Raw genomic sequence first — 26,392 nt, 5'->3', positions numbered from 1 at the left:
CCGCATTCCACGTAGATGAGCAGGCTGTTTAGAAACGTCGAAGGCGGGCAGTTGTTCCCGCACGGAAGCGTGGTCTGCATCGGCGCATTCGACGGCCTGCACCTGGGTCATCGTGCGTTGGTGCGCCACGCCGTTTCGCGCGCGCGCGCGCTGGGCGTGGCCGCCGTGGCGGTGGCCTTCGAGCCGCTGCCGCGCGAGTACTTCGCCCAGGGCGAGCCGCCGCCGCGATTGACCCTGGCGCGCGACAAGGTCGCGATGCTGCGCGAACTCGGCGTGGATGCGATCGGCCTGCTGCGCTTCGATGCGCGCATGGCCGCGATGCAGGCCGAGGCGTTCGTCGAGCAGCTGCTGGTGCACCGGCTGAGCGCGCGCGAGGTGTGGATCGGGCCGGAGTTCTGCTTCGGCAACCGCCGCAAGGGCGATCTGGCCCTGCTGCAGGCGATGGGCCGCGAGCGGGGTTTCAGTGCGGGGGAGATCGAGCCGGTCGACCTGCACGGCGAGCGCATCTCCAGCACCCGCATCCGCCAGCTGCTGCGCGCCGGTGACTTCAGGCATGCCGGCGATCTGCTGGGCAGGCCGTATACGATTGGGGGCAGGGTAGTGCGCGGCCGCCAGTTGGGCCGTACGCTGGGGTTCCCGACCGCCAACCTGCGCTTCCCGAAGACGCCGGCGCTGTCGGGGATCTACGCGACCTGGGTCCATGGCGTGTTCGACCAGCCTTGGCCCTCGGTCTCCAGCTTCGGCACGCGCCCCACCGTGGACGGCGTCGAGCCGCTGCTGGAAGCGCACCTGTTTGATTTCCAGGGTGACCTGTACGGTCGCCACATCGATGTCGAGTTCGTCGCCAAGCTGCGTGACGAAGAAAAGTTCCAAGATCTGGCTGCGTTGACCGACCAGATGCACCGTGACGCCGAACAGGCCCGTCACATCCTTTCCGAACACAGATTGCGAGCCACTGCGTGAGCCAGGACTACAAAGCCACCCTTCATCTGCCGGCAACCGAATTCCCGATGCGCGGCGACCTGCCCAAGCGCGAGCCGGGCATTCTGTCGCGCTGGGAGGACGAGGGCCTTTACGCCCGCCTGCGCGACAACGCGCAGGGCCGCCCGCTGTTCGTGCTGCACGACGGCCCGCCCTACGCCAATGGCCAGATCCACCTGGGCCACGCGGTCAACAAGATCCTCAAGGACATCATCGTCAAGTCGCGCTACCTGGCCGGCTTCGATGCGCCCTACGTGCCGGGCTGGGATTGCCATGGCCTGCCGATCGAGATCGCGGTCGAGAAGAAGTGGGGCAAGGTCGGCGTCAAGCTCGATGCGGTCGCGTTCCGCCAGAAGTGCCGCGAGTTCGCCGACGAGCAGATCGAACTGCAGCGCCGCGACTTCAAGCGCCTGGGCGTGATCGGCGATTGGGACAACCCGTACAAGACGCTGAGCTTCGATTTCGAGGCCAACGAGATCCGCGCGCTGTCCAAGGTCTTCGCCAACGGTCACATCGTGCGCGGCGCCAAGCCGGTGCACTGGTGCTTCGACTGTGGCTCGGCGCTGGCCGAGGCCGAGATCGAATACCAGGACAAGACCTCGCCGGCGATCGACGTGGCCTACGTCGCGCGCGATGCGCAGCACCTGGCTGCGCGCTTCGGCGTGGCACTGCCGGGTGACGTCGAGGTGGCCGTGCCGATCTGGACCACCACGCCGTGGACCCTGCCGGCCTCGCTGGCGGTGTCGCTGGGCGCGGACATCGAGTACGTGCTGGCCGAAGGGCCGGCCCACCACGGCAAGCGCCGCTGGCTGGTGCTGGCCGCCGCGCTGGCCGAACGTTCGCTGCAGCGCTACGGCGTGGATGAGCTGGTGGTGCACGGCCGTACGCCGGGTGCGGCGCTGGAGGACCTGCTGCTGGCCCATCCGTTCTACCCGCAGCGCGACATCCCGCTGCTCAATGGCGCGCACGTCTCCGATGAAGACGGTACCGGCGCGGTGCATACCGCCCCGGGCCACGGCCAGGAAGACTTCGTGGTCAGCCAGCAGTACGGGCTGATGGACAAGTACAACGCCGGCCAGATCAACCCGGTCGACGGCCGTGGCGTGTACCTGTCCTCGACCCCGCCCGCCGGCGACGTCGAGCTGGCAGGCGTGCACCTGTGGAAGGCGCAGCCGCTGATCATCGATGTGCTGCGCGCCTCCGGTGCGCTGCTGGCCCATGTCGAGATCGTGCACAGCTACCCGCACTGCTGGCGCCACAAGACCCCGGTCGTGTTCCGTGCTACCCCGCAGTGGTTCATCTCGATGGACAAGGCCAACCTGCGCCGTGATGCGATGGCCGCGATCGACAACGTCGGCTGGTTCCCGAGCTGGGGCAAGGCGCGCATCGGCTCGATGGTCGATGGCCGCCCGGACTGGTGCATCAGCCGCCAGCGCACCTGGGGCGTGCCGATCGCGCTGTTCACCCACCGCGAAACCGGTGAGCCGCACCCGCGCACCGTCGAGCTGATGCAGCAGGTCGCCGACCGCGTGCAGGCCGAGGGCATCGACGTGTGGTATTCGCTGGACAGCGCCGAACTGCTGGGCGAAGAAGCGCCGCAGTACGAGAAGGTCACCGACATCCTCGATGTCTGGTTCGACTCGGGCGTGACCCACGAAGGCGTGCTGCTGGCGCGTGGCTTCGGCAAGCCGGCCGATCTGTACCTGGAAGGCTCGGACCAGCACCGCGGCTGGTTCCAGTCCTCGCTGCTGACCGGCGTGGCGATCGACAGGCAGGCGCCGTACAAGCAGTGCCTCACCCACGGCTTCACCGTGGATGAGAAGGGCCGCAAGATGTCCAAGTCGCTGGGCAACGGCATCGAGCCGCAGGACATCATGAAGACCCTGGGCGCGGACATCCTGCGCCTGTGGATCGCCTCGGCCGATTACAGCAATGAAATGTCGCTGTCGCAGGAAATCCTCAAGCGCAACGCGGATGCCTACCGGCGCCTGCGCAACACCGCGCGCTTCCTGCTCGGCAACCTGGACGGCTTCGATCCGGCCCAGCACCTGGTGGCCCCGGCCGACATGGTCGCGCTGGACCGCTGGATCGTGCATCGCGCGTTCGAGGTGCAGGAGAAGATCAAGGCGGCCTACACCGGCTACAACATGGCCGAGATCGTGCAGCTGCTGCTGAACTTCTGCAGCGTCGACCTGGGCTCGGTGTATCTGGACGTCACCAAGGACCGCTTGTACACCATGCCGGTGGACTCGCGCGGCCGCCGTTCGGCGCAGACCGCGATGTATCACATCGCCGAAGCGTTCACGCGCTGGATCGCGCCGATCCTGAGCTTCACCGCCGATGAGCTGTGGGGCTACCTGCCGGGCGAGCGCAAGGAGAACGTGCTGTTCGCCACCTGGTACGACGGCCTGGCTCCGTTGCCGGTGGATGCACCGCTCAACGCGGCCGATTTCGACCAGCTGCTGGCGCTGCGCGAGCAGGTTGCCAAGGTGCTCGAGCCGATGCGCGCCAATGGTGCGATCGGTGCAGCGCTGGAAGCGGAGATCACCGTCGCGGCCAACGAAGAAACCGCCGCGCGCTGGCAGCCGCTGGCCGAGGAGCTGCGCTTCCTGCTGATCAGCGGTGACGTGCAGGTGCGCCCGGCGACCACCGACGAGGTGTTCGTCAGCGCCCAGCCGACCACGAAGCAGAAGTGCGTGCGCTGCTGGCATTACCGCGCCGATGTGGGCTCGGTCGCTGCGCATCCGGAACTGTGTGGCCGCTGCGTCACCAACATCGACGGTGCCGGCGAAGACCGGCGGTGGTTCTGATGGCCGCCGCCCGTCCGCGTCCGAACGCGCTGATCTGGCTGCTGCTGTCGGCGGCGATCATCATCGCCGACCAGTGGAGCAAGGCCTGGGTGCTGTCCAGCCTGCCCGAGTACGAGCCGGTGGTGGTCATCGAGGGCTTCTGGAACTGGTACCGCACCTATAACACCGGCGCCGCGTTCAGTTTCCTGAGCGATGCCGGTGGCTGGCAGCTGTGGTTCTTCACCGCGCTGGCGGTGGGCATCAGCGGCCTGATGGCCTACTGGATGTGGGGCACCGCGCGCGGTGCCTGGCGCAGCGCCGTGCCGTACGCCCTGGTGATCGGCGGGGCGATCGGCAACGTGATCGACCGGCTGATGCACGGCCATGTGGTCGACTTCATCCAGTGGTATATCGGTGACCATGCCTGGCCGTCGTTCAACATCGCCGATTCGGCGATCGTGGTCGGCGCGGTGGGTATCGCCCTGTTCGGCCTGTTCGACGGCAAGCCTGCCAAAAAAGCGGGATAATTCCCTCCTGTATCCGTAACGACCCGGCTCACGCCGGCCGGAGTATCTGACCGATGGATGTGTTGCTCGCCAATCCGCGTGGTTTCTGTGCCGGTGTCGATCGTGCGATCGAGATCGTCAAGCGCGCGATCGAGACCCTGGGTGCGCCGATCTACGTGCGCCACGAGGTCGTGCACAACCGGTTCGTGGTCGATGACCTCAAGGCCCGCGGCGCGATCTTCGTCGAAGAACTGGACGAGGTGCCGGACGACAATACGGTGATCTTCAGCGCCCACGGCGTCTCCCAGGCCGTGCGGCAGGAAGCCGACCGCCGTGGCCTGAAAGTGTTCGACGCCACCTGCCCGCTGGTTACCAAGGTGCACCTGGAAGTGGCCCGCCACTGCCGCGCCGGCCGCGACGTGGTGCTGATCGGCCACGCCGGGCACCCGGAAGTGGAAGGCACGATGGGCCAGTGGAGCCGCGAGCGCGGCACCGGCCAGATCTACCTGGTGGAGGATGTGGAGGACGTCGCCACGCTGGTCATCGACCAGCCGGAGAACTTCGCCTACACCACCCAGACCACCCTCTCGGTAGATGACACGCGCAGCATCATCGACGCCCTGCGCACCCGCTTCCCGGCGATGCAGGGCCCGAAGAACGATGACATCTGCTACGCCACGCAGAACCGCCAGGATGCCGTGCGCGACCTGGCCAAGCGCTGCGACCTGGTGCTGGTGGTCGGTTCGCCGAACAGCTCCAACTCCAATCGCCTGAGTGAACTGGCGCGCCGTGATGGGGTGGAGTCCTACCTGATCGACGGGGCCGACGAGATCGACCCGGCATGGGTGGCCGGCAAGAAGCACATCGGCCTGACCGCCGGCGCCTCCGCGCCGCAGGTGCTGGTGGATGGGGTAATCGCGCGCCTGAAGGAACTTGGCGCCACCGGCGTCGGCGAGCTGGACGGCGAGCCGGAATCGATGGTGTTCGCGCTGCCGAAAGAACTGCGGCTGCGGCTGGTCGACTGACCCGACATCGTGACGCCACGCATGCCGTGGCGCTGCCCGGTAGTGCCGGCCGCTGGCCGGCAGCTCACCCCGGTGGGTCCTGATCGCGTCCGGCAGACAGAACATCACCGCACTCACCTGTGCCAATCATGGCCGCAACGCGACGCATGACCTTTGGCCATGGGGCAGGGCGGTAACGCAGGGCTAGGATCGAGGCTTCCCCCGCTGGAGCCTGCCTGATGAAGATGCGTGCCGTTGCCCTGTCCGTGTTGCTGGCCGTGTCCGCCACCGGCGTGCAGGCGCAGACACCGCCGCCGCAGGACGTGGCCTTCCCGGGTCTGCTGCGCATCGACGTGGACGCGCGCGATATCGGGCGACGCATCTTCAAGGTCAAGGCCACGGTGCCGGCCAAGCCCGGCCCGCTGACCCTGCTGTACCCGCAGTGGTTGCCCGGTGCGCATTCGCCGAGCGGGCCGATCGACAAGCTCGCCGGCCTGGTCGTCACCGCCAACGGCACGCCGCTGCAGTGGAAGCGGGATCCGTACGACGTCTACGCCTTCACCGTGGAGGTGCCGCAGGGCGCCAGTGAAGTCGTGGCCGAGTTCAAGTTCCTGTCCTCCCAGGGCGCGCAGGGCCGCGTGGTGATGACGCCGGACATGCTCAACCTGCAGTGGAATGCCAATTCGCTGTACCCGGCCGGGGTGATCACCCGCAACATCCAGGCGCAGGCCACGGTCACTCTGCCGCCGGGCTGGTCGTACGCCACCGCGCTGGATACCGAGCGCCGCGACGGCGACACCGTGGTGTTCAAGCCGATCAGCTACGACCACCTGGTCGACTCGCCGCTGTTCGCCGGCCGCCACTTCCAGCGCTTCGATCTGGACCCCGGCGCAAAGGTGCCGGTGCACCTGAATGTCTTCGCCGATGACGCCAAGTCGCTGGCGGCCAAGCCCGAGCAGATCCAGGCGCATCGCGCGCTGGTGCAGCAGATGTACAAGCTCTACGGCGCACGCCACTTCGACCGCTACGAGTTCCTGCTCGCGCTGACCGACAGGCTCGGCGGCATCGGCCTGGAGCACCAGCGCTCCAGCGAGAACAGCGGCGACACCGGCTACTTCACCGAGTGGGACAAGACCTGGCTCGGCCGTGATCTGCTGCCGCACGAGTTCAATCACTCCTGGAACGGCAAGTACCGTCGGGGCGCCGATCTGACCACGGCCAACTTCAACGTGCCGATGGGCGACAGCCTGCTGTGGCTGTACGAAGGCCAGACCCAGTTCTGGGGCCAGGTGCTGGCCGCGCGCTCCGGGCTGTGGACCGCGCAGCAGACCCGCGATGTGCTCGCCAATGTCGCCGGCACCTACGACCGCGGCCGCCCTGGCCTGGCCTGGCGCAACCTGCAGGACACCACCAACGACCCGACCATCGCCCAGCGCCGCGCGCTGGCGTTCCGCAACTACCAGATGAGCGAGGACTACTACTCCGGCGGCCAGATGGTGTGGCTGGAGGTGGACGGCAAGCTGCGTGCGCTGACCGCCAACAAGCGCGGCTTGGACGACTTCGCCAAGGCGTTCTTCGGCATGAACGACGGCGACTGGAACGTCCATCCGTATACCTTCGACGAGGTGGTGAACACGCTCAACGGCGTGGCGCCGTTCGACTGGGCCAGCTTCCTGCGCGAGCGCCTGGACGGGCACGGTCCGCTCACAGCGGGCCTGGAAGCGGCCGGCTGGAAACTGGTCTACACCGATACGCCGAACGAGGCGTTCAAGGCGCAGGAGACGCGCGGCAAGAACAGCAACCTGCTGTACTCCATCGGCCTGTCCGTGAGCGAGTCCGGCCACATCGGCGACGTGCTGTGGGACAGCCCGGCGTTCAATGCCGGGCTGATTCCCGGGATGAGCGTGGTCGCGCTCAATGGCCGGGTCTTCAAGGCCGAGCAGTTCAAGGAGGCGATCACCGCGGCCAAGACCGACAAGGCACCGCTGACGCTGCTGGTGAAAAACGTCGATCGCATCGATACGGTGACGCTGGATTACCACGACGGGCTGAAGTACCCGGCGCTGGAGCGGATCGCGGGCAAGCCGGATCGGTTGGCGGAGTTGTGGAAGGCGCGGTGATGCCGTGTCCTCGCCCGAGGCGGCGAGGATTCATGGTGGATGCGTTATCAAACACGTTGGACTGGATGCGATGGTGGCACGGACGCTCATGCTTGGAAAACACGGGAAGGCACAATTGGCAGTGGTGCTCGTCGCTGCGGGCGGCATCTTCGTAGGAGCGGTGGCACTATGCAGTCAGGACAGCATTCCTATTGGCCAACACGTGCGGAGCACTACCAGTGAAGCTGCTTCTCCGGTGGCCCTCAATGGGATGCGCGTGCCGGCCTCGGTCACTGCGCTACCGCCGGCACCGGGCACGTTCCGTTCGTTGGGGCCCAAAGCCTACGAGCTGTCGCGCCAAGGCTCGAGCCGTCCACCGGGCGATGCGCTGGCCTACGTCCAGCAGTTGCTGCCGCGCTCGGAGGCTGGCGACGGTACTGCCAGCTACGACATCTATCTCACCGTGCTTGAGTGCCGCACATTTACTTCCGACCGCGTGGATCAGCTCGCCCAGTCTGCGGCACTGGTGGGCGCAGAGAAGGCGTTCCTGGAGCGCTCCGAGCGTCTGCTTCGCGAGTGCGGCGCACTGGCGCTTGATCGCGATCTGTACCCCGGCAACTGGCTGGAAAAGGCGGCGCTGCAGGGCTCTGTCGAGGGTCAACTGGGCTATGCACGCTCGCCCGAGGATGTGCTGGGCACCTACGCGGATATCCTGGCGGATCCGGAGCGGGCCGTGGCGTGGAAGCACACCGCAGGGCAATACCTGGAAACGCTGGCCCGCAGTGGCAGTATCGATGCGGTCGCCAAGCTGGCCCGGGATTACGAACACGGCGGCATCGTGCCGCGCGATCCGGTTGCCGCCTATGCCTACAACCTGGCCTTGCAGCAGGTGAATCCCAACTACGTCTCTCCGCTGGTCATGCAATCGCTGGATGCCGAATTGAGCGCAGACCAGCGGGCACGCGCACGGCTGCTGGCCAACACTGTCCACGGGGCATGTTGCGTGCCATAGCGCGCATCACGTTCGCGCGGCGCGGGTGGTGGATCAGTCCGCGGCGTCCACATCCTGGGCGCTCTCGCACGCACGCTTCGGCGCACACAGGCGATCCAGCAGGGCCAGCGTGACCCCGTTGCTCCAGCCGAAGCCATCCTGCAGCGGGTACTCGCCACCGCCGCCGCCGGTAGCCGAACCGTCCACCATATACTTCTCCACCAGCTTGCCCTCGCGGTCGTACACCGTCTGCACAGTGCGCAGGAAGCGCGTGCCGATCCGGCGGGCGAGGGTGTTCTGCCCATAGCGCTGCAGCCCGTCCACCGCGACCCACTGCAGCGGCGCCCAGCCATTCGGGGCATCCCATTGCTGGCCGGTTGCCACGGTGGTGGTCAGCAAACCGCCGTCGCGCAGCAACTGTGTCTCCACCGCCTGCGCGGTACGGCGCGCCTGCGCGCGATCAGCCACGTCCAGCCACAAGGGGAACAGGGCGGCCGCGGTCAGGGCAGGACGGGTCTGGCCGCGCTCCAGATCGCGGTCGACGTACCAGCCGTGCTCATCATCCCAGAGCAGTTGGTTGATGGCGTGCTGACGTGCCTTCGCCAGCTGGGCGAAGGTGCGCGCAGCGGCGCGATCACCGGTTGCTTTGCTGGCGCGGGCCACGGTCGTTTCCAGATGGAACAGCAGGCTGTTCAGATCGACCGGTACGATCGCGGTGGTGCGGATGCTCGCCAACGCGGATGGCTCTGCCAACCAGCGCGAGCTGAAATCCCAGCCCGACTCCGCGCCGGCGCGCAGGTCGCGATACACCTGCGAGGGCGCGCGCTGCGGCGCCTGCGCGACGGTGGCCAGATCGTCCATCCAGGACTCGGTGCGCGGCACGGCGCGGTCGTCCCAGTAACGGTTGAGCAGCTGGCCATCCGCCAGCCGGACCACCCGCTCGCGTGCCTCGCCCGATGCCAGCGTTTCTGCACCGCGCATCCAGAACGCATGCTCGATGCGCAGCTGTGGGAGATAGCGGCGGTAGGCGTCATCGCCTTCGTGAGTGGCGAGCAGATCCACCATCAGACTGAAGAAGGGCGGTTGCGAGCGGCTCAGGTAGTAGCTGCGGTTGCCGTTGGGAATGTGGCCGTAGCTGTCGAGCTGGAACGCGAAGTTGTCCACCATGTCGCGTACCTGCTGCCAGCGGCCAGTAGAGGCCAGCCCGAGCAGAGTGAAATAGCTGTCCCAGTAATACACCTCGCGGAAGCGTCCGCCGGGCACCACGTAGGGCCTGGGCAACGGCAGCAGCGAACCGTTCGGATCCACCGTGTCGGTGGTGCGGGTCAGTACCGGCCACAGCCCCTCGATATGGGCACGCAGCGTCTCCCCGGCAGGCGGCACGTACGGCGGGGCGTCGCCGGGCACGGTGAAGTGCTCGGAGACGAAACCGGCGAGGTCGAACCCGGGCTGCGTCCTGGCGCGCTGCCACTCGGTCAGGACGGTCGCCGCCGCTTGGCGGGGCACCGCGTCGGCGAAGGTCTTCTGATCCTTGAACAGGTGCGCCCCCTGGACCTGCTGGAACAGGGGCTGCCACTGCTGGTCCGGTGTCTGCGGCGTCGGTGTCCTGTCGCGTGCCAGCGCAGTGGCACTCAGCAGCAGGGACGACAGCAGCAGGCCGGCCAGGCGGGGACAGGGGCGCATGGGATGCCTCCGGAAGTGGGGGATTCACTGTAGAGGCTGGTGCGTCAAGGGCTGGTGCGGCAGGAGCGCGTCTTGCCGGGCCATTGGGCGCGCGGGCCGTTCCACGATGAGCGCTTCCCCGATTGACCAAAGTGGCCCAGACCCCCTAGAATTCACGACCTCGCCGGAATAGCTCAGTTGGTAGAGCGGCGCATTCGTAATGCGTAGGTCGTAGGTTCGATTCCTATTTCCGGCACCAGATACAGCAAAGCCCCGGCCTTGGTCGGGGCTTTTTGTTTGTACTTCTGTAGCGGCGGCCGATGGATGTGAGAAGGCGCGACACCCGATCAGGTAGTGCCAGCCCCTGGCTGGCAGCCCAGAACAATTGAACCCCTCTTCTCGCTCGTACGTCGCCTTCGGCTTACCTGGCGCTTCGCGTTTCGGGCAGAGTTCGACGTGAAATGGCGCGTTAGGCCTGAGTATCGCGATTCAGCATCCCGATCGCCCATCCTGTGCTATGAATTCGATGCCTTACTGGAAGGCTCTTTCAGGGGTTTGAAGGATGTGCAGGTTCAAGGGAAATGCAGGCGGTGTGTCGACCCGCTTCAGGGGATTGGAAGATCGAATTCGAAAGCTGGGTGCCGTAGGCGCCTGGCTATGCTGCGTGCTGGTGATTGGCTTCGGCATGGCACCAGCCGCAATCGCACAGGCGGTCACGTACATTCACACCGACGCCCTTGGCTCGGTTGTGGCCGAGAGCGATGCCAATGGCAATGTGATCAAGCGCTATGACTACGAACCCTACGGGGCCGTTGTCGGTGGTCAGGTCACGGATGGGCCGGGATACGCCGGGCATGTGAGCGACTCGGCTACCGGGCTGAGCTACATGCAGCAGCGGTACATGGATCCGCAGTTGGGGATATTCCTGTCGGTGGACCCGGCAACGGCTTATGACCAGCCCGTGGGGCAGTTCAATCGGTATCGGTATGCGAACGGAAATCCTTACACCTACGTAGATCCTGATGGAGAAGCCGGTAAAGTTGCATGGCTCGTCAGACTCACCGCAAACCAGGCCCATAAGGTTGCACGACTGACTCAGGAGCAGGCCGTCAGTGCGCGCCGGGCCCAGCAGAACGTCATAGCGGACAGAAGACAAGTGGCGAGGCAGATTGAGACATCCGCACACGGGGCTGAGGGGCAGCTCAAACACGTGGGCCATGAACTGGAGGGGGGCGGCAAAGGGCTTCCGCATTACCAGACAGAGAGCGTAAGGGGGCACTCCTTCTGGGGTAAGGTCAGCGTCGGCGCACTAGCTGTAGCCGGTACGCTTGAGCAAGTTGCTGATGCGGCAGAGTACATCCCTGATCTGGTTCCTAGACCCGCTGAGCAGTCTGATATCGCGAGATGGAATGGCACGATGGGGGCGATCAGCGAGAAGACTGGCCTGCCTATGCCTGGTGTAAAGATGGGACAGGATGGAGGATTTCAGGGCTATTTTCGAGTTGGCGGAAGGCTTGATTCAAAAAGGCTGGATCAAGAGTTGAGCAATGGGAGATAGGCTCGTGAGATTCTATGAATTCATGGTTGAAGGGGTCTTTATTCGAGCGTCTGGGCTCGGGGCTGATGTCGGCGGATTTCAAGCGACGTTCTTCATCAAGTCATCGAATGTTGCGACTGCGGTTGATCGCATGCGGAGGATGCTTTCGGATCGTATGAGCGCACATTTCGTAGCGACTGTTGAGACGGGGGTCTTCAGGACATATTTCTCCGTACGTGACGTTTGGGAAGTTGCTGAAGAGAGGATGTTTGAATTCGAAGGGCGTGACCTGGGCTTTACTTTTTTCAGGATAGGCACGGTTGAGTGCATGTATCTTGCGTTCCGGCGCGTGCTGCTTAGGATGTTCCGGCCGCGGAGTGTATTTTTCCCGCACCGAAGCGCCTAGATGTGGGAACTGCGATGTACTGATTCGGGCCGGATAGAACCAGCAAGAGTGAGGCAGCGTTCGAAGGATTTGCCTTTGTCGGCATTTTCCCGCCACGGTTCCCGGTTCCACACGAGGTTCCACCCGATGCCCACCGCAGGGGCCGTCAGGTGACGACTCAGGCGCACCGTCAGCTCTCCTCAAGTCTTCCTCGGCACCGGCTTCGGGAACACGTTCCTTGGCCCTCGGTTTTTCTTGACCTCTGCTGCGCCGGCCTTGCCCCCGAACTTGTCGCGTAGGCAATGCTCAGTGAGAGCCACGATCATCCCCTGTGCATACAGGTTGACCACATTCCAGTCCGGGTAAGTCTTCGTGCCGTTGACGATGTAGCGTAGGGCTTGCCGATGGTTTGCCGCCTCCAGTAGCTCCAGCGTCGGCAACAGCTCAGCGGCGCTCGGCCAGAGGCGGTCAAGGCGCTTGCCCATCGCTCTTTCATGGATGCGGGGGAGGCCGTGACGCAGCTCTAGCAGGGCATCCAAGGTGGCCCCACGGCTTCTTAGAAATGCCTTCAAGCCAAGCTCCAACGAATGGGCAATGAGCATATACGGGACCACGGACCGGTCGTCCTGCTGCTTCACCATTTCGGCGGCACGTTGGTACTCGTGGGCGTACCGCAGCAGGCCAAGGGAGGACGTGCGCTCTTCTTCGTCGGCGATCTGTTCAGGGGTCTTCTTCGCCACGGTGGTGCGCTCGTGGGGAGGGGGGCTGGGGGGGCACGGCCATACGATGGAATACCAAGCGACGGTCTGTGATCGTGTCTTCCGTTTGCGCTGCCACTAAAGTGTTCCCCGGGGCTCAGGGTTTGTGCTGGATCATCAGGCTGAACAAGGGCTCTGTCAAACTCGAGATATGAGGATGTTTATTTGAAGCCGCCGTTCCCGGTTTGCCGTCTACTAGGCGGCCTTAATGGTTCGGCTAGTCAGCTATCCTGGAGGGATCGTGTGTCGTGTCTGCCTTCCATACACCATACGTGCTCCTTGGGCTGGTTCTGCTTCTCACCGTGATGAGTGCGTATGAGAGTGCCGCATCCTGGTTGGCGATCCGAACGCTGGGAGATTCCGGCTTCAGAGGCGCTTACATGAGTCCGATGAGTCTGTCCCTAGCGTTCATCGCGTTCGCGTGTGACGTGTCTCAGGGGCCGGACGTAGGCAGATGTGTCGAACTGGCACTAGCCGGCAAGATCGGGCGGAGTAGTGGCGCGATGTCGTCCGCAGCTCTTTTGATGCATAGCGCATTCTAAGTGGTTGATCTGGAGCCGCATTCGTAATGCGTAGGTCGTAGGTTCGATTCCTGTTTCCGGCACCAGATACAGCAAAAAGCCCCGGCCTTGGTCGGGGCTTTTTGTTTGTGGCGGCGTGGCGGGTCAGCTCACTCCGCACCGCCGACAGCGGGATGCGAAGACCGCCGCCGGAACTTCCGCGACAGCCAGTCGCCCGCATCATCCACCACGGTGAAGGCCGCGGGAATCACGATCAGGCTCAGAAGCGTGGAGGTGATCAATCCGCCGATCACGGCGATCGCCATCGGTGCACGGAAGCTGGAGTCCCCCGCAAAGCCCAGCGCGATCGGCATCATGCCCGCGCCCATCGCCAGGGTGGTCATGATGATCGGCTGTGCGCGCTTGCGGCAGGCATCGATCAGCGCATCGTGCTGGCTCATGCCGTGTTCGTCTTCGGCCATCACCGCGTAATCCACCAGCAGGATGGAGTTCTTGGTGGCGATGCCGATCAGCATCAGCAGGCCGATCAGTGCCGGCAGCGAGAGCATGTTCTGGGTGATCAGCAGGGCGCCGAACGCACCGCCGGCGCACAGCGGCACCGCGGCGAGGATGGTGATCGGCATCAGGGCGTGGTTGAAGAGCAGCAACAGCACCATGTAGATGCAGATCAACCCCGCCGCCATCGCCAGCATGAAGCCGATGAACAGTTCGACGAACACTTCCGCATCGCCGGTGTTGAGGAAGGTCACGCCCGGCGGCAGCTGCTTGACGCTCGGCAGGGCCTGTACCTCGGTCATCACGTCGCCCAGCGGGCGGCCGTTGAGTTCGGCGGTGAGGGTCACGTTGCGCTGGCGCTGGTAGCGCGAAATCTGCGACGGGCCGCTGCCCTGCTGGATGTCGGCGACCGCCGCTAGCGGTACCGGGCCGTTGCGGCCGGGCACGCGCAGCTGGCTGATCAGACCCGGGTTGGCCAGCGTGGCTTCGGCAAAGCCGACCCGGATCGGCACCTGCCGGTCGGGCAGGTTGAGTTTGGCCAGTCGCTGCTCGTAATCGCCCGCCGTGGCGATGCGGGCGGCCTCGGCGATATCGGCGGTGGCCACGCCCAGGTCCGCCGCGCGGGCGGGGTTCGGCACGATCTGCAGTTCCGGGCGCAGCAGCGAGGCGGTGGACGTGACACTGCCCAACCCTTGGATGCCGCGCAGGTCGCGCTCCAGCGCGGTGGCGGCATCCTGCAGGCGCTGCGGGTCGTCACCGGAGAGCACCAGCTGCAGCAGGTTGCCCGGCTCGGAGCTGACGTAGCTGACGCGCACGCCGGGCAGGTCGGCCAGGCGCTGGCGGGCCTCGCGCTCCAGCACGCGCTGGTCGCGCTCCCGCCCGTCGGCGCTGCCCCAGTCGAGCACGAGGGTGGCCTTGCGCGGCTCACCGACGCCGGTTGCGCTGGGGTCGCCGAGGTCGAGCACGGCGCCGACCGCGGTGTAGACCTGCTTGAGTTCGGGCATGTCCTCGAGCAGCGCACGCGCGTGCTCGGCGACGGCCACGGTTTCCTGCAGGCGCGTGCCCGGCGGCAGTTCGAGGCTGAGGTTGCTGCGGCCCAGATCGGACTGCGGGATGAAGGTGGCGGGGATGAACGGCACCAGCGCCAGCGACGCGACGAACAACCCGGTGGCCAGCCACAGCGTGCGGCCGCGATGGCGCAGCGCGGCGTCCACCCAGCCCAGGTACCAGGTCATCAGCTTCGATTCCGGCTTCTCCTCGCCATGCGGCTTGAGCAGGTAGGCCGCCATCATCGGCGTGAGCAGGCGCGCCACCAGCAGCGAGAACAGCACGGCGGTGGCGGCGGTCCAGCCGAACTCGCGGAAGAACTTGCCGGCGATGCCGGGCATGAAGGCCACCGGCACGAACACGGCGGCCAGGGTGAGCGAGGTGGCGATCACCGCGTTGCCGATCTCGCCGGCCGCCTCGCGCGCGGCTTCCAGCGGGGGCTTGCCCATGCGCAGGTGGCGCACGATGTTCTCGATCTCCACGATCGCATCGTCCACCAGGATGCCGACCACCACGGACAGCGCCAGCAGCGTGATGATGTTGAGGGTGAAGCCGAAGAAGTACATCACCGCGAACGTCGGGATGATCGACAGCGGCAGCGCCAGCGCGGACACCCACGTCGCCCGCCAGTCGCGCAGGAACAGCCACACCACCAGCAGCGCCAGCAGCGCGCCTTCCCAGAGCATGGTCATCGAGGAATCGTAGGAGCGGTGGGTCTCATCGATCGCCGTGGTGACCAGGCGGAAGTCGATGCCCGGATGCTCGGCCTTGATCGTGTCCAGCGCGTCGTGCACGCCGGCTTCGACCTTGACCTCGCTGGAGCCGCGGGTGCGCGACATCGAGAAGGCGACCACGCCCTTGCCGTCCAGCAGGGCCGCTTCGGTCGGGTCGGCGGCGCCATCGGTCACCGTGGCCAGCGTGGAGAGCCGCACCGCGCGCCCGTCCGGCAGCGCGATGGAGTAGTCGCGCAACGCCTGCGCGTCACCGACGGTGCCCAGCGTGCGGATGGTCTGCTGCGCGCCCTCGACCTCGGTCTTGCCGCCGGCACGCTCCACCTGGATGCGGGCCAGCCGCTGGGAGACATCGCCAGCGGTGATACCCATCGCGATCAGCGCATTGGGATCCAGATCCACCCGCACCTGGCGCTGCACGCCGCCCACGCGGGTGACGCGCGCGACACCGGGCACGCCGTACATCGCACGCGAGATGTCGCGGTCGACGAACCAGCTGGCCTCATCGGTGGTCATGTGCGGGGCGACCAGCGCATAGGTCATCAGCGAACCGCCGATATCGACCTTGGAGATCACCGGCTCCTGGATGTCCTGCGGCAGATCGGTACGAATGCGCGTAACGGCATCGCGGGTGTCATCCAGTGCGGTGGCCAGGTCGGCCTCCAGCTGGAATTCGATGGTGGTGGTGCTGACGCCTTCGCTGACCGAGGAGATCACGCGCTTGACGTTGTTGACCGTCGCCACCGAGTCCTCGACCTTGCGGGTCACTTCGGCTTCCAGCTGGCTCGGCGAGGCACCGGGCTGGGTGACGGTGACCGTGGTCATCGGGAAGGCGATGTCCGGGAAGCGCGCCACCGGCAGCTGATGGAAACCCCACAGGCCGGCCACGCACAGCACAAAGAAGATCAGCAGCGCAGGCAACGGGCGTTTGATCGCCCAGGCAGAGATGTTCATCGTGCGGCGGCCTGGGTCGCGGCTACCACGCGCACGCGGTCGCCCTCACCGAGGAAGCCGGACCCATCCACCACGACCTGGTCACCGGCCTTCAGACCTTCCAGGATCGCGGTGCGGCCCTGCACGGCCTGGCCGGTGCTGACCCGGTGGCGGGTGGCCTGCTGCTTGTCGTTCACGGTGAACACGTAGTTGTGGCCATCGCGCTGCACGATCGCCGCGGTCGGGATGGTCAGTACCGGGCCGTCGCCGGTGACGATGCGGCCATCCACGTAGATGCCCTGCTTGAGCGGGCCGGGCGTGGGCAGGTCGGCGTAGATCGTGCCGGTGCGGGTCTGCCCATCGACACCCGGGGTGACCGCGCGGATGCGGCCGCTGACCACCTGGCCGGCATACGGCAGCTCCACGGTGTTGCCTACCGCCACATCGGCCAGCTGGTTTTCCGGCAGTTCCGCGCGCCACTCCAGGCGGCCATCGCGGATCAGGCGCAGCAGCTCGGTACCGGCGGAAACCACCTGGCCCGGCTGCACCAGCCGTTTGGAGATCAGGCCGTCGGCCGGTGCGCGCAGGTCGGCGAAATCGCGGCGCAGCTTGGCCGCGTCGCGTGCGGCGCGTGCGGTGGAGGTCTGTGCTTCGGCATTGATGCGCGAGGCACGCAGCTCATCCAGGCTGCTTTCGCTGATCAGCTGCTGGGCGGCCAGCTTGGCGCTGCGCTCGTAGTTCATCCGCGCCAGTTCCTGCGAGGCCTGCGCCTGCCGCAGCGAGGCGTCGGCCTGCGCCAGCTCGCTGTCCAGGGTGCGATGGTCCACCTGCAGCAGCACCTGGCCCTGCTTGACCCATTGGCCCACGTCCACCAGCAGTGCGGTCACCCGCTGGCCGCTGATCTCCACGCCCAGCTGCATTTCCTCGTAGGCGGTCACCGGCCCGGAGACCAGCACCGTGCGCGCCATGGTCTGCTGCTGTGCGGGCGCCAGCGAGACCGGCAGCGCCGAACTGGCGGCCGTGGCGTCGGCCGAAGCCTTGTCGTCCTTGCCGCCACACGCGGACAGCAGCGCGGCGACCAGGATCAGGGAAATACTGCGGAAGGAGGGTGCACGCATTGAGGGGCTTTCCGGGTCGGAACAGCGGGAGAAAAAGGAGTGGGGGAATCAGGATTCGCGGGACAGGCGCAGTGCGATGCCATCCAGCATCAGGCCCAGCCCCTGCTCGAAGCGGGCGTCGAAATCGACTTCGCTCCACACATCACGGGCCTGCCAGCAATGCGGGAAACGCGCTTCGGCCAGGGCCATGAACGCCTCGCCCAGTGCCTCCATGCTGCCGTCGCCGGGCCAGGACTGCTCCTCGATGACGAAGCCCATCGTGTAATACACCAGGTCCATCGAGGTGGTGGCCGCGAAGCGTGCCGAGGCGCCCGCCCCGATCAGCGCGGCGATGCTCGCCTCACCCACCCGCAGCACGTTCTCGGTGGCCAGGAAGGTACCGGCATAGACCCGCGCACCATCGCGGCGGGCCTTGAACGCCAGGCGGAACTCGCGCCCGATCTGCAGCAGGGTCTGCCGCCATGGCTGCCCGACGGGAATGTCACGGGCGACGTCGCAGATCATGGCATCGGCCATGGCATCGATCAGCGCCTGCTTGCTCTTGAAGTGCCAGTACAGCGACGGCGCGCGGATGCCCAGCGAGCAGGCGACTTTGCGCAGGGTGATCCCCTCCAGACCGGCCTCGTCGAGGATCCGGAAGGCCGCCTCGACGATGTTTTCCCGCGCGATGGGTTGACGCACTGCTGGGCCTGCCTAACGATGTTAGGCAGCGAATCTAACAGCGTTAGGCTGGCGCGGACAAGTGCCGCCCGCGTGCCTCAGGGGGCGAACAGGTCCGGCCGCAGGTCGGCCATCCGGACCCGATTCCGCCCGCTGGTCTTGGCCTCATACAGCGCCTCATCCGCGCGGGAGATCAGCTCTTCCAGCAGTTTCTGGTCGCCGCCCGGTAACGCCTCGCCGATCGCGCCACCGATGCTGACGGAGACGGCGATACGTTCGCCGCCTACGAGGATGGGTTCGGCGGCGACCGCGCTGCGCAGTCGCTCGGCGGCTGCGGGAATCTCATCCACGGCGGAGGCGGCCAGCAGCGCGATGAATTCCTCGCCACCGAAGCGGGCGAACAGATCGCGTTCCCGCAGGGCATCCCGGCAACGCCTGGCGACCACTTTGAGGACTTCATCGCCGACCGGATGGCCGTAGGTGTCGTTGATCTTCTTGAAGTGATCCACGTCCACCATCAGCACCGCGACCGCACGGCCATTCGCTTCACGGGCGGCGATGATCTGCGCAGAGCATTCCTCGAAATGACGGCGATTGGGCACGCCGGTCAAGGGATCGGAGGAGGCGAGGCGGCGCAGTTCCGCCGCCATCAGCAGATCGGCGGTGACGTCGGTGAACAGCCAGATGCGCCCATGGGCGCCGTTGCCGCGTACCGGATGGGTATCCACCTCGAAGGTCCGCTCGCCCAGCGTCCAGTTCTGCTTCGCGGCGAACTGATCGTTGTTCATCTGGGCGCTGTAGGCGAGCTCCAGGTCGGCATGGTTGTCGCAGCGCTGGCGCAGGGCGCGCATCGGGCCGGCGAGGTCCACCGCGCGGTGATTGCCCGCCGCGCACCCCAGCAGCTCCGCAGCGTGCTCGTTGACGGCGGCGCCCACGCCATCGCCATCGATCAGGACGATGCCCGCCGGCACGCTTTCAAACAGATCGAGGAACTGATTGCGGACGATCGCGCCGCGTGCGGCCTCCCGCCGTGCGGACAGCAGGCGGGCCACGCTCGTCGCCAGCAGCGGCACCTGCGCCGTCAACGCTGCAGGGGCAGGCGCGCTTCGCCACAGCAGCAGCAGGCCGCTCAGCGGCGCCCCGTGCGACGGGGCCGGGACGTAGAGCAGGTGGGTGGGGAGGCCTTCCAGTGCATGGATGATCGCCGTCGGCAGCCGGAACCCCGTTGCGTCGACGGCTTCACCGCTCCAGGTGTGTTCGAAGAGACCGCTGCGCGCCAGGTTGAAACTCGAGGAGGGCAGCGCCGGCGCCGCGACCGCCCACGTCGCCCTGCCGCCGGCGTCCACTTCCACCGCTATTACCAGGTCGGCGTGGGAGGCGAGGCGGGCGAACTGACACAGCGCGGCCAGGGCGTCACTGTCGGACGTCGTCACAATGCGGTGCCTGCCAGTCGCTGTTCGAGAATGCGCATGACGTCATCGGGCGCGGTCATGTGCGGAAGATGACCCGAGGCATCGATCACATCCAGGGTGGCGCCCTCGATCGCGTTGGCCAGCCAGTGGCCGACCGCGACCGGTACCGCTACGTCGTGTGCGGTCTGGATGAGGTGGACCGGCCTTGAGACCCGCGCGGCCAGGCTGCGCAGATCGGAGGTGAAAATCGTGCGCGAGGTATTGAGGGCGATATCCGGGCGCATCTGGAACAGGGTATTGGAGAAATCGGCGACGACCGCGCTGTCCTCCACGCCGACGACCATCGGGGCGAAGCCGGCAATCCAGGCCTGGTAGTTGGCGCGCATGCTGTCGAACAACTGGTCCAGGTCCTGCGGCCTGAAGCCGCCGGTGTACCCGTCATCGTCGAGATAACGCGGCGATGCGCCGATGATGACCAGGCGCTCGAACAGGTCCGGCCGCGCGACGGCAGCGGCCGCGCCGATCATGCCGCTCATCGAGTGGCCGATGTAGGTGCAGTCACGCACGTCCAGTTCGTCGAGGATGTCGATCAGATCGTCGGCATACCCGAACAGCGCGCCGTGTCGTTCGAAATCGTATGTCTGTGCACCGTGCGGGCCGCAGCCGGCAAGATCGAAGGAAATCACATCAAAGCGCGCTTCACACCAGGGACGCAGTGCGTTCCATGCGGTCTGATCGGTACCAAAGCCGTGTGACAGGATCGCGACGTCCTTGCCTGCACCGCTACGGCGCCCGTTGAACCGCTCAAAACTCTCCACGCACATCCACCCATGGCGTCCGGCAAGTGCCGAATACTAGGTCACGCGCGCGTGCGGGTCCAACGCGCGCCATTGCCGAAGACCAGTTGCCGCAGATAGCCGCCGATGAAACCTGCGAGCGCACCAAGCAGTAAACGGGCGGCGACGCGGGCGATACGGCTGGCATGCAGCCGCACCCACGGCAACAGCGCCATCGCCTGCGCACCGATCAGCAGGAGCAGGACATCCAGCCCCAGCGCATCCACCACGGGCAGCAGTGGCACCAGCAGTGGGTTGCAGGCCATCAGGGTCACGATCGCGGCAGTAAGCACGAACAGGGCGCGCCGGCCCATCGGCGTGGCGGTCCAGCGGAGCAGGCGGGTAGTCAGGGACACGGCGGTCTCCAGGCAGCTGGCCGCAGTGTACTGCGGTATCGTCATGCTCGAACTCCAGGGAATCCGCCTCATGAAGATCGCAGTATTCAGCGCCCGCCCGTATGACCAGCGGTTTCTCGAGGAAGCCATTCAACGCCGCGGGGCAGGGCAGTCCTTCGAGTTTCTGTATTTCGATGCCGCGCTGGAGGTACATACCGCGGCACTCGCGCAGGACTGCGAGGCGGTCTGCGTATTCGTCAATGACCGGCTGGATGCGCCGGTCCTGCACGCGCTGCATGCACTGGGCGTGCGCGCGGTGCTCCTGCGTTGTGCAGGCTTCAATAATGTCGACCTGGCCGCCGCCGGCCAGCTGGGCCTGTTCGTAGCGCGCGTGCCCGCCTATTCGCCCGAGGCCGTGGCCGAACATGCGCTGGCGCTGGTGATGACGCTCAACCGGCACACCCACCGCGCCTACAACCGGGTGCGCGAGGGCAACTTCATGCTCGATGGCCTGCTGGGCCGCACCCTGCTCGGCAAAACCGTGGGCATCGTGGGGACCGGCAAGATCGGGCTGGCGACCGCCCGCATCTTCAAGGGCATGGGCTGCACCGTGCTGGGCCACGATCCGTATCCGTCGCCCGGGTTCGCCGCGATCGGAACGTCCGTCGCGCTGGACGAATTGCTCGCGCGATCGGATGTCGTCTCGCTGCACTGTCCGCTGACGCCGGACACCCATCACCTGATCGACGACGCCTCGCTTGCCCGGATGAAGCCCGGGGCGATGCTGGTCAATACCTCGCGGGGTGGGCTGGTGGATACCCATGCGGTGATCCGCGCGCTGAAGTCCCGCCGCCTGGGGCACCTGGCCATCGATGTCTACGAGCAGGAGAGCGGGCTGTTCTTCCAGGACCGGTCCGGCGAGATCATCGACGATGACGCGTTCCAGCGCCTGATGACCTTCCCCAATGTGCTGGTGACCGGGCACCAGGGCTTCTTCACGGTGGAGGCCCTGCAGGAGATCTCGGAAATCACGCTGCGCAACCTGGCCGACTTCGTCAGTGGGGCGGACTGCGCGAACCGGGTGCGGCCTGTCTGAACGTCGCCGCTCGTGACGTTGGCCGGGCGGTGCGTGTACCGTGGCCGCCCGCCGGGTGCTGCGCAGAACGCCCGTGGTGACGCGGCTGGGGTCCGCGCTGAGCGAGCCCCGGACCTGACCCGTTCATGTCTATACAAGGGCCGGAATGTTGCCGAATCGGGTCATTGCCCGGCACTGCGACAACGTGTCGCAGCCTAAAACAGGCCTTTCCTGCGCTGGATCATTGTCAATGCCTTTCTTAAATGATGCGTGACGGCCTAAAATTAGAAGGCTGACATGATCGTCCTTCGTGCCTGTCCCCTTGGACCGGCACCACCGGCTTTGGCTGGGACGGAGGCGGGCTTGAACTGGCATTCCCTACGCAATTGGATCGACCGATGATTCCGTTGAAACCCCTTGGACGCTTCCTGCGTCCGGGCCTGCTGTTTGCGTTGTCCGTGTTCCTGACGGGCTGCAACTCGGCCATCCTCAACCCCAAGGGCCAGATCGGCCACGACGAGAAGACCCTGCTGATCACGGCCACCGTGCTCATGCTGCTGGTTGTCGTGCCGGTCATCATCATGACCCTCACCTTCGCGTGGAAGTACCGTGCGACCAACACCAAGGCCCGTTACGAGCCGAAGTGGTCGCACTCCACGGCCATCGAAGTGGTGGTCTGGTCGATCCCGTGCATGATCGTGCTGGTGCTGGCCGTGCTGACCTGGCGTTCCTCGCACGCGCTGGATCCGTACCGTCCGCTGGACTCGGACAAGAAGCCGGTGGTGATCGAAGCCATCTCGCTGGACTGGAAGTGGCTCTTCATCTATCCGGAAGAGAACATCGCCACCGTCAACGAGATCACCTTCCCGGTCGATACCCCGCTGAACTTCAAGATCACGTCCGATTCGGTGATGAATGCATTCTTCATCCCGCACCTGGGCAGCATGATCTACTCGATGACGGCCATGGAGACCAAACTCCACCTGATCGCCAACGAGACCGGTGAGTTCCCGGGCATGTCCTCGCACTACAGCGGCGCGGGCTTCAGCAAGATGCATTTCTCCGCGCACTCGGTGACCGAGGCGGAGTACCAGCAGTGGCTGACCAAGGTGCGTGCCGAAAGCGCGACCCTGGACAAGACCGCCTTCGCTGCGCTGGTCGCCGAGAAGAACCACGACTGGCACCCGGTGACCTATTACGGCACCACCGAGGCCGGCCTGTTCGACTGGGTCATCGCCAAGCATATGGGCGACAACCAGCACTACGGCATGAAGCACGACCACAAGGCCATGAAGCATGACGGCGCCGAGGGCGAAAGCCATGAAGGCCACGACATGCAGGCCATGAGCGGAGCCCACGACGACGCTGCGAAGCTGCCGGTCCATGCCGACCAGCCCGCTGCCGCGGACGCCGCACACACTGCAGACGAGCACGCCGCAGCCGGTCACGCCGGTCACGACGGCTCGGGAGAATGACCATGAATCTGTTGGGTAAACTGACCTTTGCCGACATCCCGCACGATCCGATCATCATCACCACGCTGATCGGCGCGGGGATCGGTGGCCTGCTCGTGCTGGCCCTGATCACCAAGTTCAAGCTGTGGGGCTATCTCTGGAAAGAGTGGTTCACCTCGGTGGATCACAAGAAGATCGGCGTGATGTACCTCATCGTCGCCTTCGTCATGCTGCTGCGCGGCTTCGCCGACGCGATCATGATGCGCATCCAGCAGGCGATGGCCGCCGGCGGCAACGAGGGCGTGCTGCCCCCGCATCACTACGACCAGATCTTCACCGCCCACGGCGTGATCATGATCTTCTTCGTGGCGATGCCGCTGATCACCGGCCTGATGAACGTCGTGGTGCCGCTGCAGATCGGCGCACGCGACGTCGCCTTCCCGTTCGTCAACTCGCTCAGCTTCTGGCTGTTCGTGGCGGGCGCGGGCCTGGTGATGATCTCGCTGGGTGTCGGTGAGTTCGCGCAGACCGGCTGGCTGGCCTTCCCGCCGTTGTCAGGCAAGGAATACAGTCCAGGGGTAGGTGTCGACTACTACATCTGGGGCCTGCAGGTAGCAGGCCTGGGTACCACGCTGAGCGGCATCAACTTCTTCATCACCATTCTGAAGATGCGCACGCCCGGCATGAAGCTGATGCAGATGCCGATCTTCACCTGGACCGCGCTGGTCACCAACGTGCTGATCATCGCCGCCTTCCCGGTGCTGACGATCACCCTGGTGCTGCTGACCCTGGACCGTTACCTCGGCACGCACTTCTTCACCAATGACGGTGGCGGCAACGCCATGCTGTACATCAACCTGATCTGGATCTGGGGTCACCCGGAAGTCTATATCCTGGTCCTGCCGGCCTTCGGCGTGTTCTCCGAGGTCATCGCCACGTTCTCGCGCAAGGCGCTGTTCGGTTACAAGGGCATGGTCTACGCGACGGCCTGCATCGGCGTGCTGTCGTTCCTGGTCTGGCTGCACCACTTCTTCACCATGGGCTCGGGTGCCAACGTCAATGCCTTCTTCGGCATCACGACGATGATCATCTCGATCCCGACCGGCGTGAAGATCTTCAACTGGCTGTTCACCATGTTCCGCGGTCGCGTGCAGTTCACGACCCCGGTGCTGTGGACGATCGGCTTCATGGTCACCTTCACCATCGGCGGCATGACCGGCGTGATGCTGGCGATCCCGGCCATCGACTTCGTGCTGCACAACAGCCTGTTCCTGATCGCCCACTTCCACAACGTCATCATCGGCGGCGTGGTGTTCGGCATGTTCGCCGGCATCACCTACTGGTGGCCGAAGATGTTCGGTTTCCGCCTCAACGAAACCTGGGGCAAGCGCGCGTTCTGGTGCTGGTTCATCGGCTTCTATGTCGCGTTCATGCCGCTCTACATCCTGGGCTTCATGGGCATGACCCGCCGCATGCAGAGCTACCCGAACCTGGAATACCAGCCGCTGCTGATCATCGCCATGTGCGGTGCCTTCATCATCGGCGCCGGCATCCTGTGCCAGATCATCCAGATCGCCGTGTCGATCCGCGACCGCAAGAAGACCGCCGACCTGACCGGCGATCCGTGGGACGCCCGTACGCTGGAGTGGGAAACCTCTTCGCCGCCGTCGTTCTACAACTTCGGCTCGCTGCCGCGCGTCAACGAACTGGACGAGTTCTGGGAGCGCAAGCAGCGTGGTGAGGCGTGGGAACGCCCGGCCAAGTACACCGACATCCACATGCCGCGCAATACCGGCACCGGTGTGGTGATCGGCGCCTTCAGCCTGGTGTTCGGCTTCGCGATGATCTGGCACATCTGGTGGCTGGCGATCGTGGGCATGATCGGCATGATCGGCACCTTCATCTGGCGCACCTTCGACAAGGACGTGGATTACTACGTGCCGGCCGCGGAAGTGGAGCGGATCGAGAATGAGCACCGTCGCCACCTGGTGGCGCAGGGCCTGGTGAAATCGGAGCTGAAGGCATGAGCACCACTATCCCCAACACCATGAACCATGGGCACGCCGCGCACGCGGCGGCCCACGGCCATGACGACCACGAGCACCACGACACCGGCGGCAATACCGTCTTCGGTTTCTGGGTGTACCTGATGAGCGATTGCCTCATCTTCGCCACGCTGTTTGCGACCTACATCGTGCTGTCCGGCGGCACCGACGGTGGCCCGGGCCCGAAGGACCTGTTCGAGCTGTCCTTCGTCGCCTGGGAAACCACGCTGCTGCTGGTCTCCTCGCTGACCTTCGGCTTGGGCATGATCGCCATGCACAAGCAGAAGGTGGGCCAGATGTACGCATGGCTTGCCCTGACCTGGCTGCTGGGCTTCGGCTTCATGTGCATGGAAGTGTGGGAGTTCAACCACCTGATCCATCAGGGCTACGGTCCGGACCACAGTGCGTTCCTGTCGGCGTTCTTCGCGCTGGTCGGTACCCACGGCCTGCACGTGAGCGCGGGTCTGCTGTGGCTGCTGATCATGTTCATCCAGATCAAGCAGAACGGCCTGACCCAGACCAACAAGACCCGCATGGCGTGCCTGAGCCTGTTCTGGCACTTCCTGGATCTGATCTGGATCGGCGTGTTCTCCGTCGTCTATCTGAATGGAGCGCTGTAATGGCCGCACATGACAATCACGCACACGATCATGGCCACAGCGCTGCCGGCGAAAGCCATGGCAGCGTCAAGTCCTACCTGATCGGCTTCGTCCTGGCCGCCGTGCTGACCATCATCCCGTTCTGGGCGGTCATGCATGGCGACCTGCCGCGCTTCACCACCGGCGTCATCATCGTCGTTGCCGCGGTGCTGCAGATCCTGGTGCACCTGGTGTTCTTCCTGCACCTGGACCGCTCCTCGGAACAGCGCTGGAACGTCAGCGCGGCGGCCTTCACCGTCGTGGTGATCGGCATCATCGTCGCCGGTTCGCTGTGGGTCATGCACAACATGAACGTGCACATGATGCACTGACGTCTCTCCGACGTTGCCACACGCAGAAAGGCCGCCCTCGGGCGGCCT

Annotated in this window: 20 protein-coding genes and 1 tRNA gene; 13 read left to right on the top strand and 8 right to left on the bottom strand. The window is 65.5% G+C overall.

Translation table 11 applies throughout. The features are described from left to right. Nucleotides 1–15: 15 nt before the first annotated feature. The 6 genes from HDC96_RS08255 (at nt 16) to HDC96_RS08230 (ending at nt 8,391) form a co-directional block, all read left to right on the top strand. Nucleotides 16–963: a bifunctional riboflavin kinase/FAD synthetase gene (locus HDC96_RS08255; RefSeq protein ID WP_179459489.1), complete on the top strand. Its 948-nt coding sequence runs from the start codon at nt 16–18 to the stop codon at nt 961–963. Then, nucleotides 960–3,791, top strand: a complete 2,832-nt coding sequence (gene ileS, locus HDC96_RS08250; RefSeq protein WP_179459488.1) for an isoleucine--tRNA ligase — start codon at nt 960–962, stop codon at nt 3,789–3,791. The genes HDC96_RS08255 and ileS overlap by 4 nt, the downstream gene beginning before the upstream one ends. Continuing rightward, nucleotides 3,791–4,297, top strand: coding sequence for a signal peptidase II (gene lspA / locus HDC96_RS08245; RefSeq protein WP_179459487.1), 507 nt, complete (start codon nt 3,791–3,793; stop codon nt 4,295–4,297). Before ileS ends, lspA begins: the two co-directional genes overlap by 1 nt. Nucleotides 4,298–4,350: 53 nt before the next feature. Then, nucleotides 4,351–5,301: a 4-hydroxy-3-methylbut-2-enyl diphosphate reductase gene (gene ispH / locus HDC96_RS08240; protein ID WP_019184510.1), complete on the top strand. Its 951-nt coding sequence runs from the start codon at nt 4,351–4,353 to the stop codon at nt 5,299–5,301. Nucleotides 5,302–5,519: 218 nt separating this feature from the next. Beyond that, nucleotides 5,520–7,400, top strand: coding sequence for a M61 family metallopeptidase (locus tag HDC96_RS08235; protein ID WP_179459486.1), 1,881 nt, complete (start codon nt 5,520–5,522; stop codon nt 7,398–7,400). Nucleotides 7,401–7,404: 4 nt separating this feature from the next. Further along, nucleotides 7,405–8,391 (top strand): sel1 repeat family protein, encoded by a 987-nt coding sequence (locus HDC96_RS08230; RefSeq protein ID WP_179459485.1) that lies wholly within the window; start codon nt 7,405–7,407, stop codon nt 8,389–8,391. A gap of 33 nt (nt 8,392–8,424) precedes the next feature. On the opposite strand, the gene treA is transcribed toward HDC96_RS08230, so the two are convergent. Then, nucleotides 8,425–10,053, bottom strand: coding sequence for an alpha,alpha-trehalase TreA (gene treA, locus HDC96_RS08225; protein WP_179459484.1), 1,629 nt, complete (start codon nt 10,051–10,053; stop codon nt 8,425–8,427). Nucleotides 10,054–10,215: 162 nt separating this feature from the next. Between treA and HDC96_RS08220 the strand changes: the two genes are divergently transcribed. Together HDC96_RS08220 and HDC96_RS18370 are read left to right on the top strand one after the other, a co-directional pair. Next, nucleotides 10,216–10,291: transfer RNA gene (locus HDC96_RS08220), tRNA-Thr, on the top strand. Between the two features lie 303 nt (nt 10,292–10,594). Then, nucleotides 10,595–11,590 (top strand): RHS repeat-associated core domain-containing protein, encoded by a 996-nt coding sequence (locus HDC96_RS18370; RefSeq protein WP_257018614.1) that lies wholly within the window; start codon nt 10,595–10,597, stop codon nt 11,588–11,590. A 564-nt stretch (nt 11,591–12,154) separates the two neighbouring features. Here the strand turns inward: HDC96_RS18370 and HDC96_RS08210 are convergent. The 7 genes from HDC96_RS08210 to HDC96_RS08180 form a co-directional block, all read right to left on the bottom strand. After that, on the bottom strand, nt 12,155–12,694 hold the full coding sequence (locus tag HDC96_RS08210) for a hypothetical protein (RefSeq protein WP_179459483.1): 540 nt from the start codon (nt 12,692–12,694) through the stop codon (nt 12,155–12,157). 688 nt (nt 12,695–13,382) lie between these two features. Next, nucleotides 13,383–16,460 (bottom strand): efflux RND transporter permease subunit, encoded by a 3,078-nt coding sequence (locus tag HDC96_RS08205; protein WP_179459482.1) that lies wholly within the window; start codon nt 16,458–16,460, stop codon nt 13,383–13,385. Continuing rightward, the gene (locus HDC96_RS08200) at nt 16,457–17,557 is read right to left on the bottom strand and encodes an efflux RND transporter periplasmic adaptor subunit (RefSeq protein WP_179459481.1); all 1,101 of its coding nucleotides are present in this window, start codon (nt 17,555–17,557) and stop codon (nt 16,457–16,459) included. Before HDC96_RS08200 ends, HDC96_RS08205 begins: the two co-directional genes overlap by 4 nt. Before the next feature lie 48 nt (nt 17,558–17,605). Beyond that, nucleotides 17,606–18,238 (bottom strand): TetR/AcrR family transcriptional regulator C-terminal domain-containing protein, encoded by a 633-nt coding sequence (locus HDC96_RS08195; RefSeq protein ID WP_176990047.1) that lies wholly within the window; start codon nt 18,236–18,238, stop codon nt 17,606–17,608. 77 nt (nt 18,239–18,315) lie between these two features. Beyond that, entirely contained in the window at nt 18,316–19,650 is a 1,335-nt protein-coding gene (locus HDC96_RS08190) for a sensor domain-containing diguanylate cyclase (protein ID WP_179459480.1), read from the bottom strand. Next, nucleotides 19,647–20,453 (bottom strand): alpha/beta hydrolase, encoded by an 807-nt coding sequence (locus tag HDC96_RS08185; RefSeq protein ID WP_179459479.1) that lies wholly within the window; start codon nt 20,451–20,453, stop codon nt 19,647–19,649. Before HDC96_RS08185 ends, HDC96_RS08190 begins: the two co-directional genes overlap by 4 nt. Before the next feature lie 35 nt (nt 20,454–20,488). Then, on the bottom strand, nt 20,489–20,821 hold the full coding sequence (locus tag HDC96_RS08180) for a hypothetical protein (RefSeq protein ID WP_179459655.1): 333 nt from the start codon (nt 20,819–20,821) through the stop codon (nt 20,489–20,491). A 70-nt stretch (nt 20,822–20,891) separates the two neighbouring features. On the opposite strand from HDC96_RS08180, the gene HDC96_RS08175 reads away from it, so the two are divergent. The 5 genes from HDC96_RS08175 (at nt 20,892) to cyoD (ending at nt 26,344) form a co-directional block, all read left to right on the top strand. Continuing rightward, entirely contained in the window at nt 20,892–21,896 is a 1,005-nt protein-coding gene (locus HDC96_RS08175; RefSeq protein WP_179459478.1) for a 2-hydroxyacid dehydrogenase, read from the top strand. Nucleotides 21,897–22,273: 377 nt separating this feature from the next. Then, nucleotides 22,274–23,350, top strand: a complete 1,077-nt coding sequence (cyoA, locus tag HDC96_RS08170) for a ubiquinol oxidase subunit II (RefSeq protein WP_176990043.1) — start codon at nt 22,274–22,276, stop codon at nt 23,348–23,350. Between the two features lie 8 nt (nt 23,351–23,358). After that, complete coding sequence (gene cyoB, locus HDC96_RS08165; protein ID WP_179459654.1) at nt 23,359–25,356, top strand: cytochrome o ubiquinol oxidase subunit I; 1,998 nt, start codon at nt 23,359–23,361, stop codon at nt 25,354–25,356. Then, the gene (gene cyoC / locus HDC96_RS08160) at nt 25,353–25,994 is read left to right on the top strand and encodes a cytochrome o ubiquinol oxidase subunit III (RefSeq protein ID WP_046272182.1); all 642 of its coding nucleotides are present in this window, start codon (nt 25,353–25,355) and stop codon (nt 25,992–25,994) included. The genes cyoB and cyoC overlap by 4 nt, the downstream gene beginning before the upstream one ends. Continuing rightward, nucleotides 25,994–26,344, top strand: coding sequence for a cytochrome o ubiquinol oxidase subunit IV (gene cyoD, locus HDC96_RS08155; RefSeq protein ID WP_121043457.1), 351 nt, complete (start codon nt 25,994–25,996; stop codon nt 26,342–26,344). Before cyoC ends, cyoD begins: the two co-directional genes overlap by 1 nt. The last annotated feature ends 48 nt before the right edge of the window (nt 26,345–26,392 follow it).

This window comes from Stenotrophomonas sp. JAI102, from assembly GCF_013409105.1.
Classification (GTDB): Bacteria; Pseudomonadota; Gammaproteobacteria; order Xanthomonadales; family Xanthomonadaceae; genus Stenotrophomonas; species Stenotrophomonas maltophilia_AA.
The sequence above is the reverse complement of the archived record's forward strand: the minus strand, read 5'-3'. Positions and strand labels throughout refer to the sequence as shown.

Bases quoted from the DNA above. Each gene is read 5' to 3' on its own strand.
- cyoD (WP_121043457.1), top strand. From the start codon at position 25,994: ATGGCCGCACATGACAATCACGCACACGATCATGGCCACAGCGCTGCC.
- treA (WP_179459484.1), bottom strand. From the start codon at position 10,053: ATGCGCCCCTGTCCCCGCCTGGCCGGCCTGCTGCTGTCGTCCCTGCTG.
- HDC96_RS08205 (WP_179459482.1), bottom strand. From the start codon at position 16,460: ATGAACATCTCTGCCTGGGCGATCAAACGCCCGTTGCCTGCGCTGCTG.
- HDC96_RS08175 (WP_179459478.1), top strand. From the start codon at position 20,892: ATGAAGATCGCAGTATTCAGCGCCCGCCCGTATGACCAGCGGTTTCTC.
- cyoA (WP_176990043.1), top strand. From the start codon at position 22,274: ATGATTCCGTTGAAACCCCTTGGACGCTTCCTGCGTCCGGGCCTGCTG.
- HDC96_RS08185 (WP_179459479.1), bottom strand. From the start codon at position 20,453: ATGTGCGTGGAGAGTTTTGAGCGGTTCAACGGGCGCCGTAGCGGTGCA.
- HDC96_RS08200 (WP_179459481.1), bottom strand. From the start codon at position 17,557: ATGCGTGCACCCTCCTTCCGCAGTATTTCCCTGATCCTGGTCGCCGCG.
- HDC96_RS08235 (WP_179459486.1), top strand. From the start codon at position 5,520: ATGAAGATGCGTGCCGTTGCCCTGTCCGTGTTGCTGGCCGTGTCCGCC.
- lspA (WP_179459487.1), top strand. From the start codon at position 3,791: ATGGCCGCCGCCCGTCCGCGTCCGAACGCGCTGATCTGGCTGCTGCTG.
- HDC96_RS18370 (WP_257018614.1), top strand. From the start codon at position 10,595: ATGTGCAGGTTCAAGGGAAATGCAGGCGGTGTGTCGACCCGCTTCAGG.
- HDC96_RS08255 (WP_179459489.1), top strand. From the start codon at position 16: ATGAGCAGGCTGTTTAGAAACGTCGAAGGCGGGCAGTTGTTCCCGCAC.
- ispH (WP_019184510.1), top strand. From the start codon at position 4,351: ATGGATGTGTTGCTCGCCAATCCGCGTGGTTTCTGTGCCGGTGTCGAT.
- cyoC (WP_046272182.1), top strand. From the start codon at position 25,353: ATGAGCACCACTATCCCCAACACCATGAACCATGGGCACGCCGCGCAC.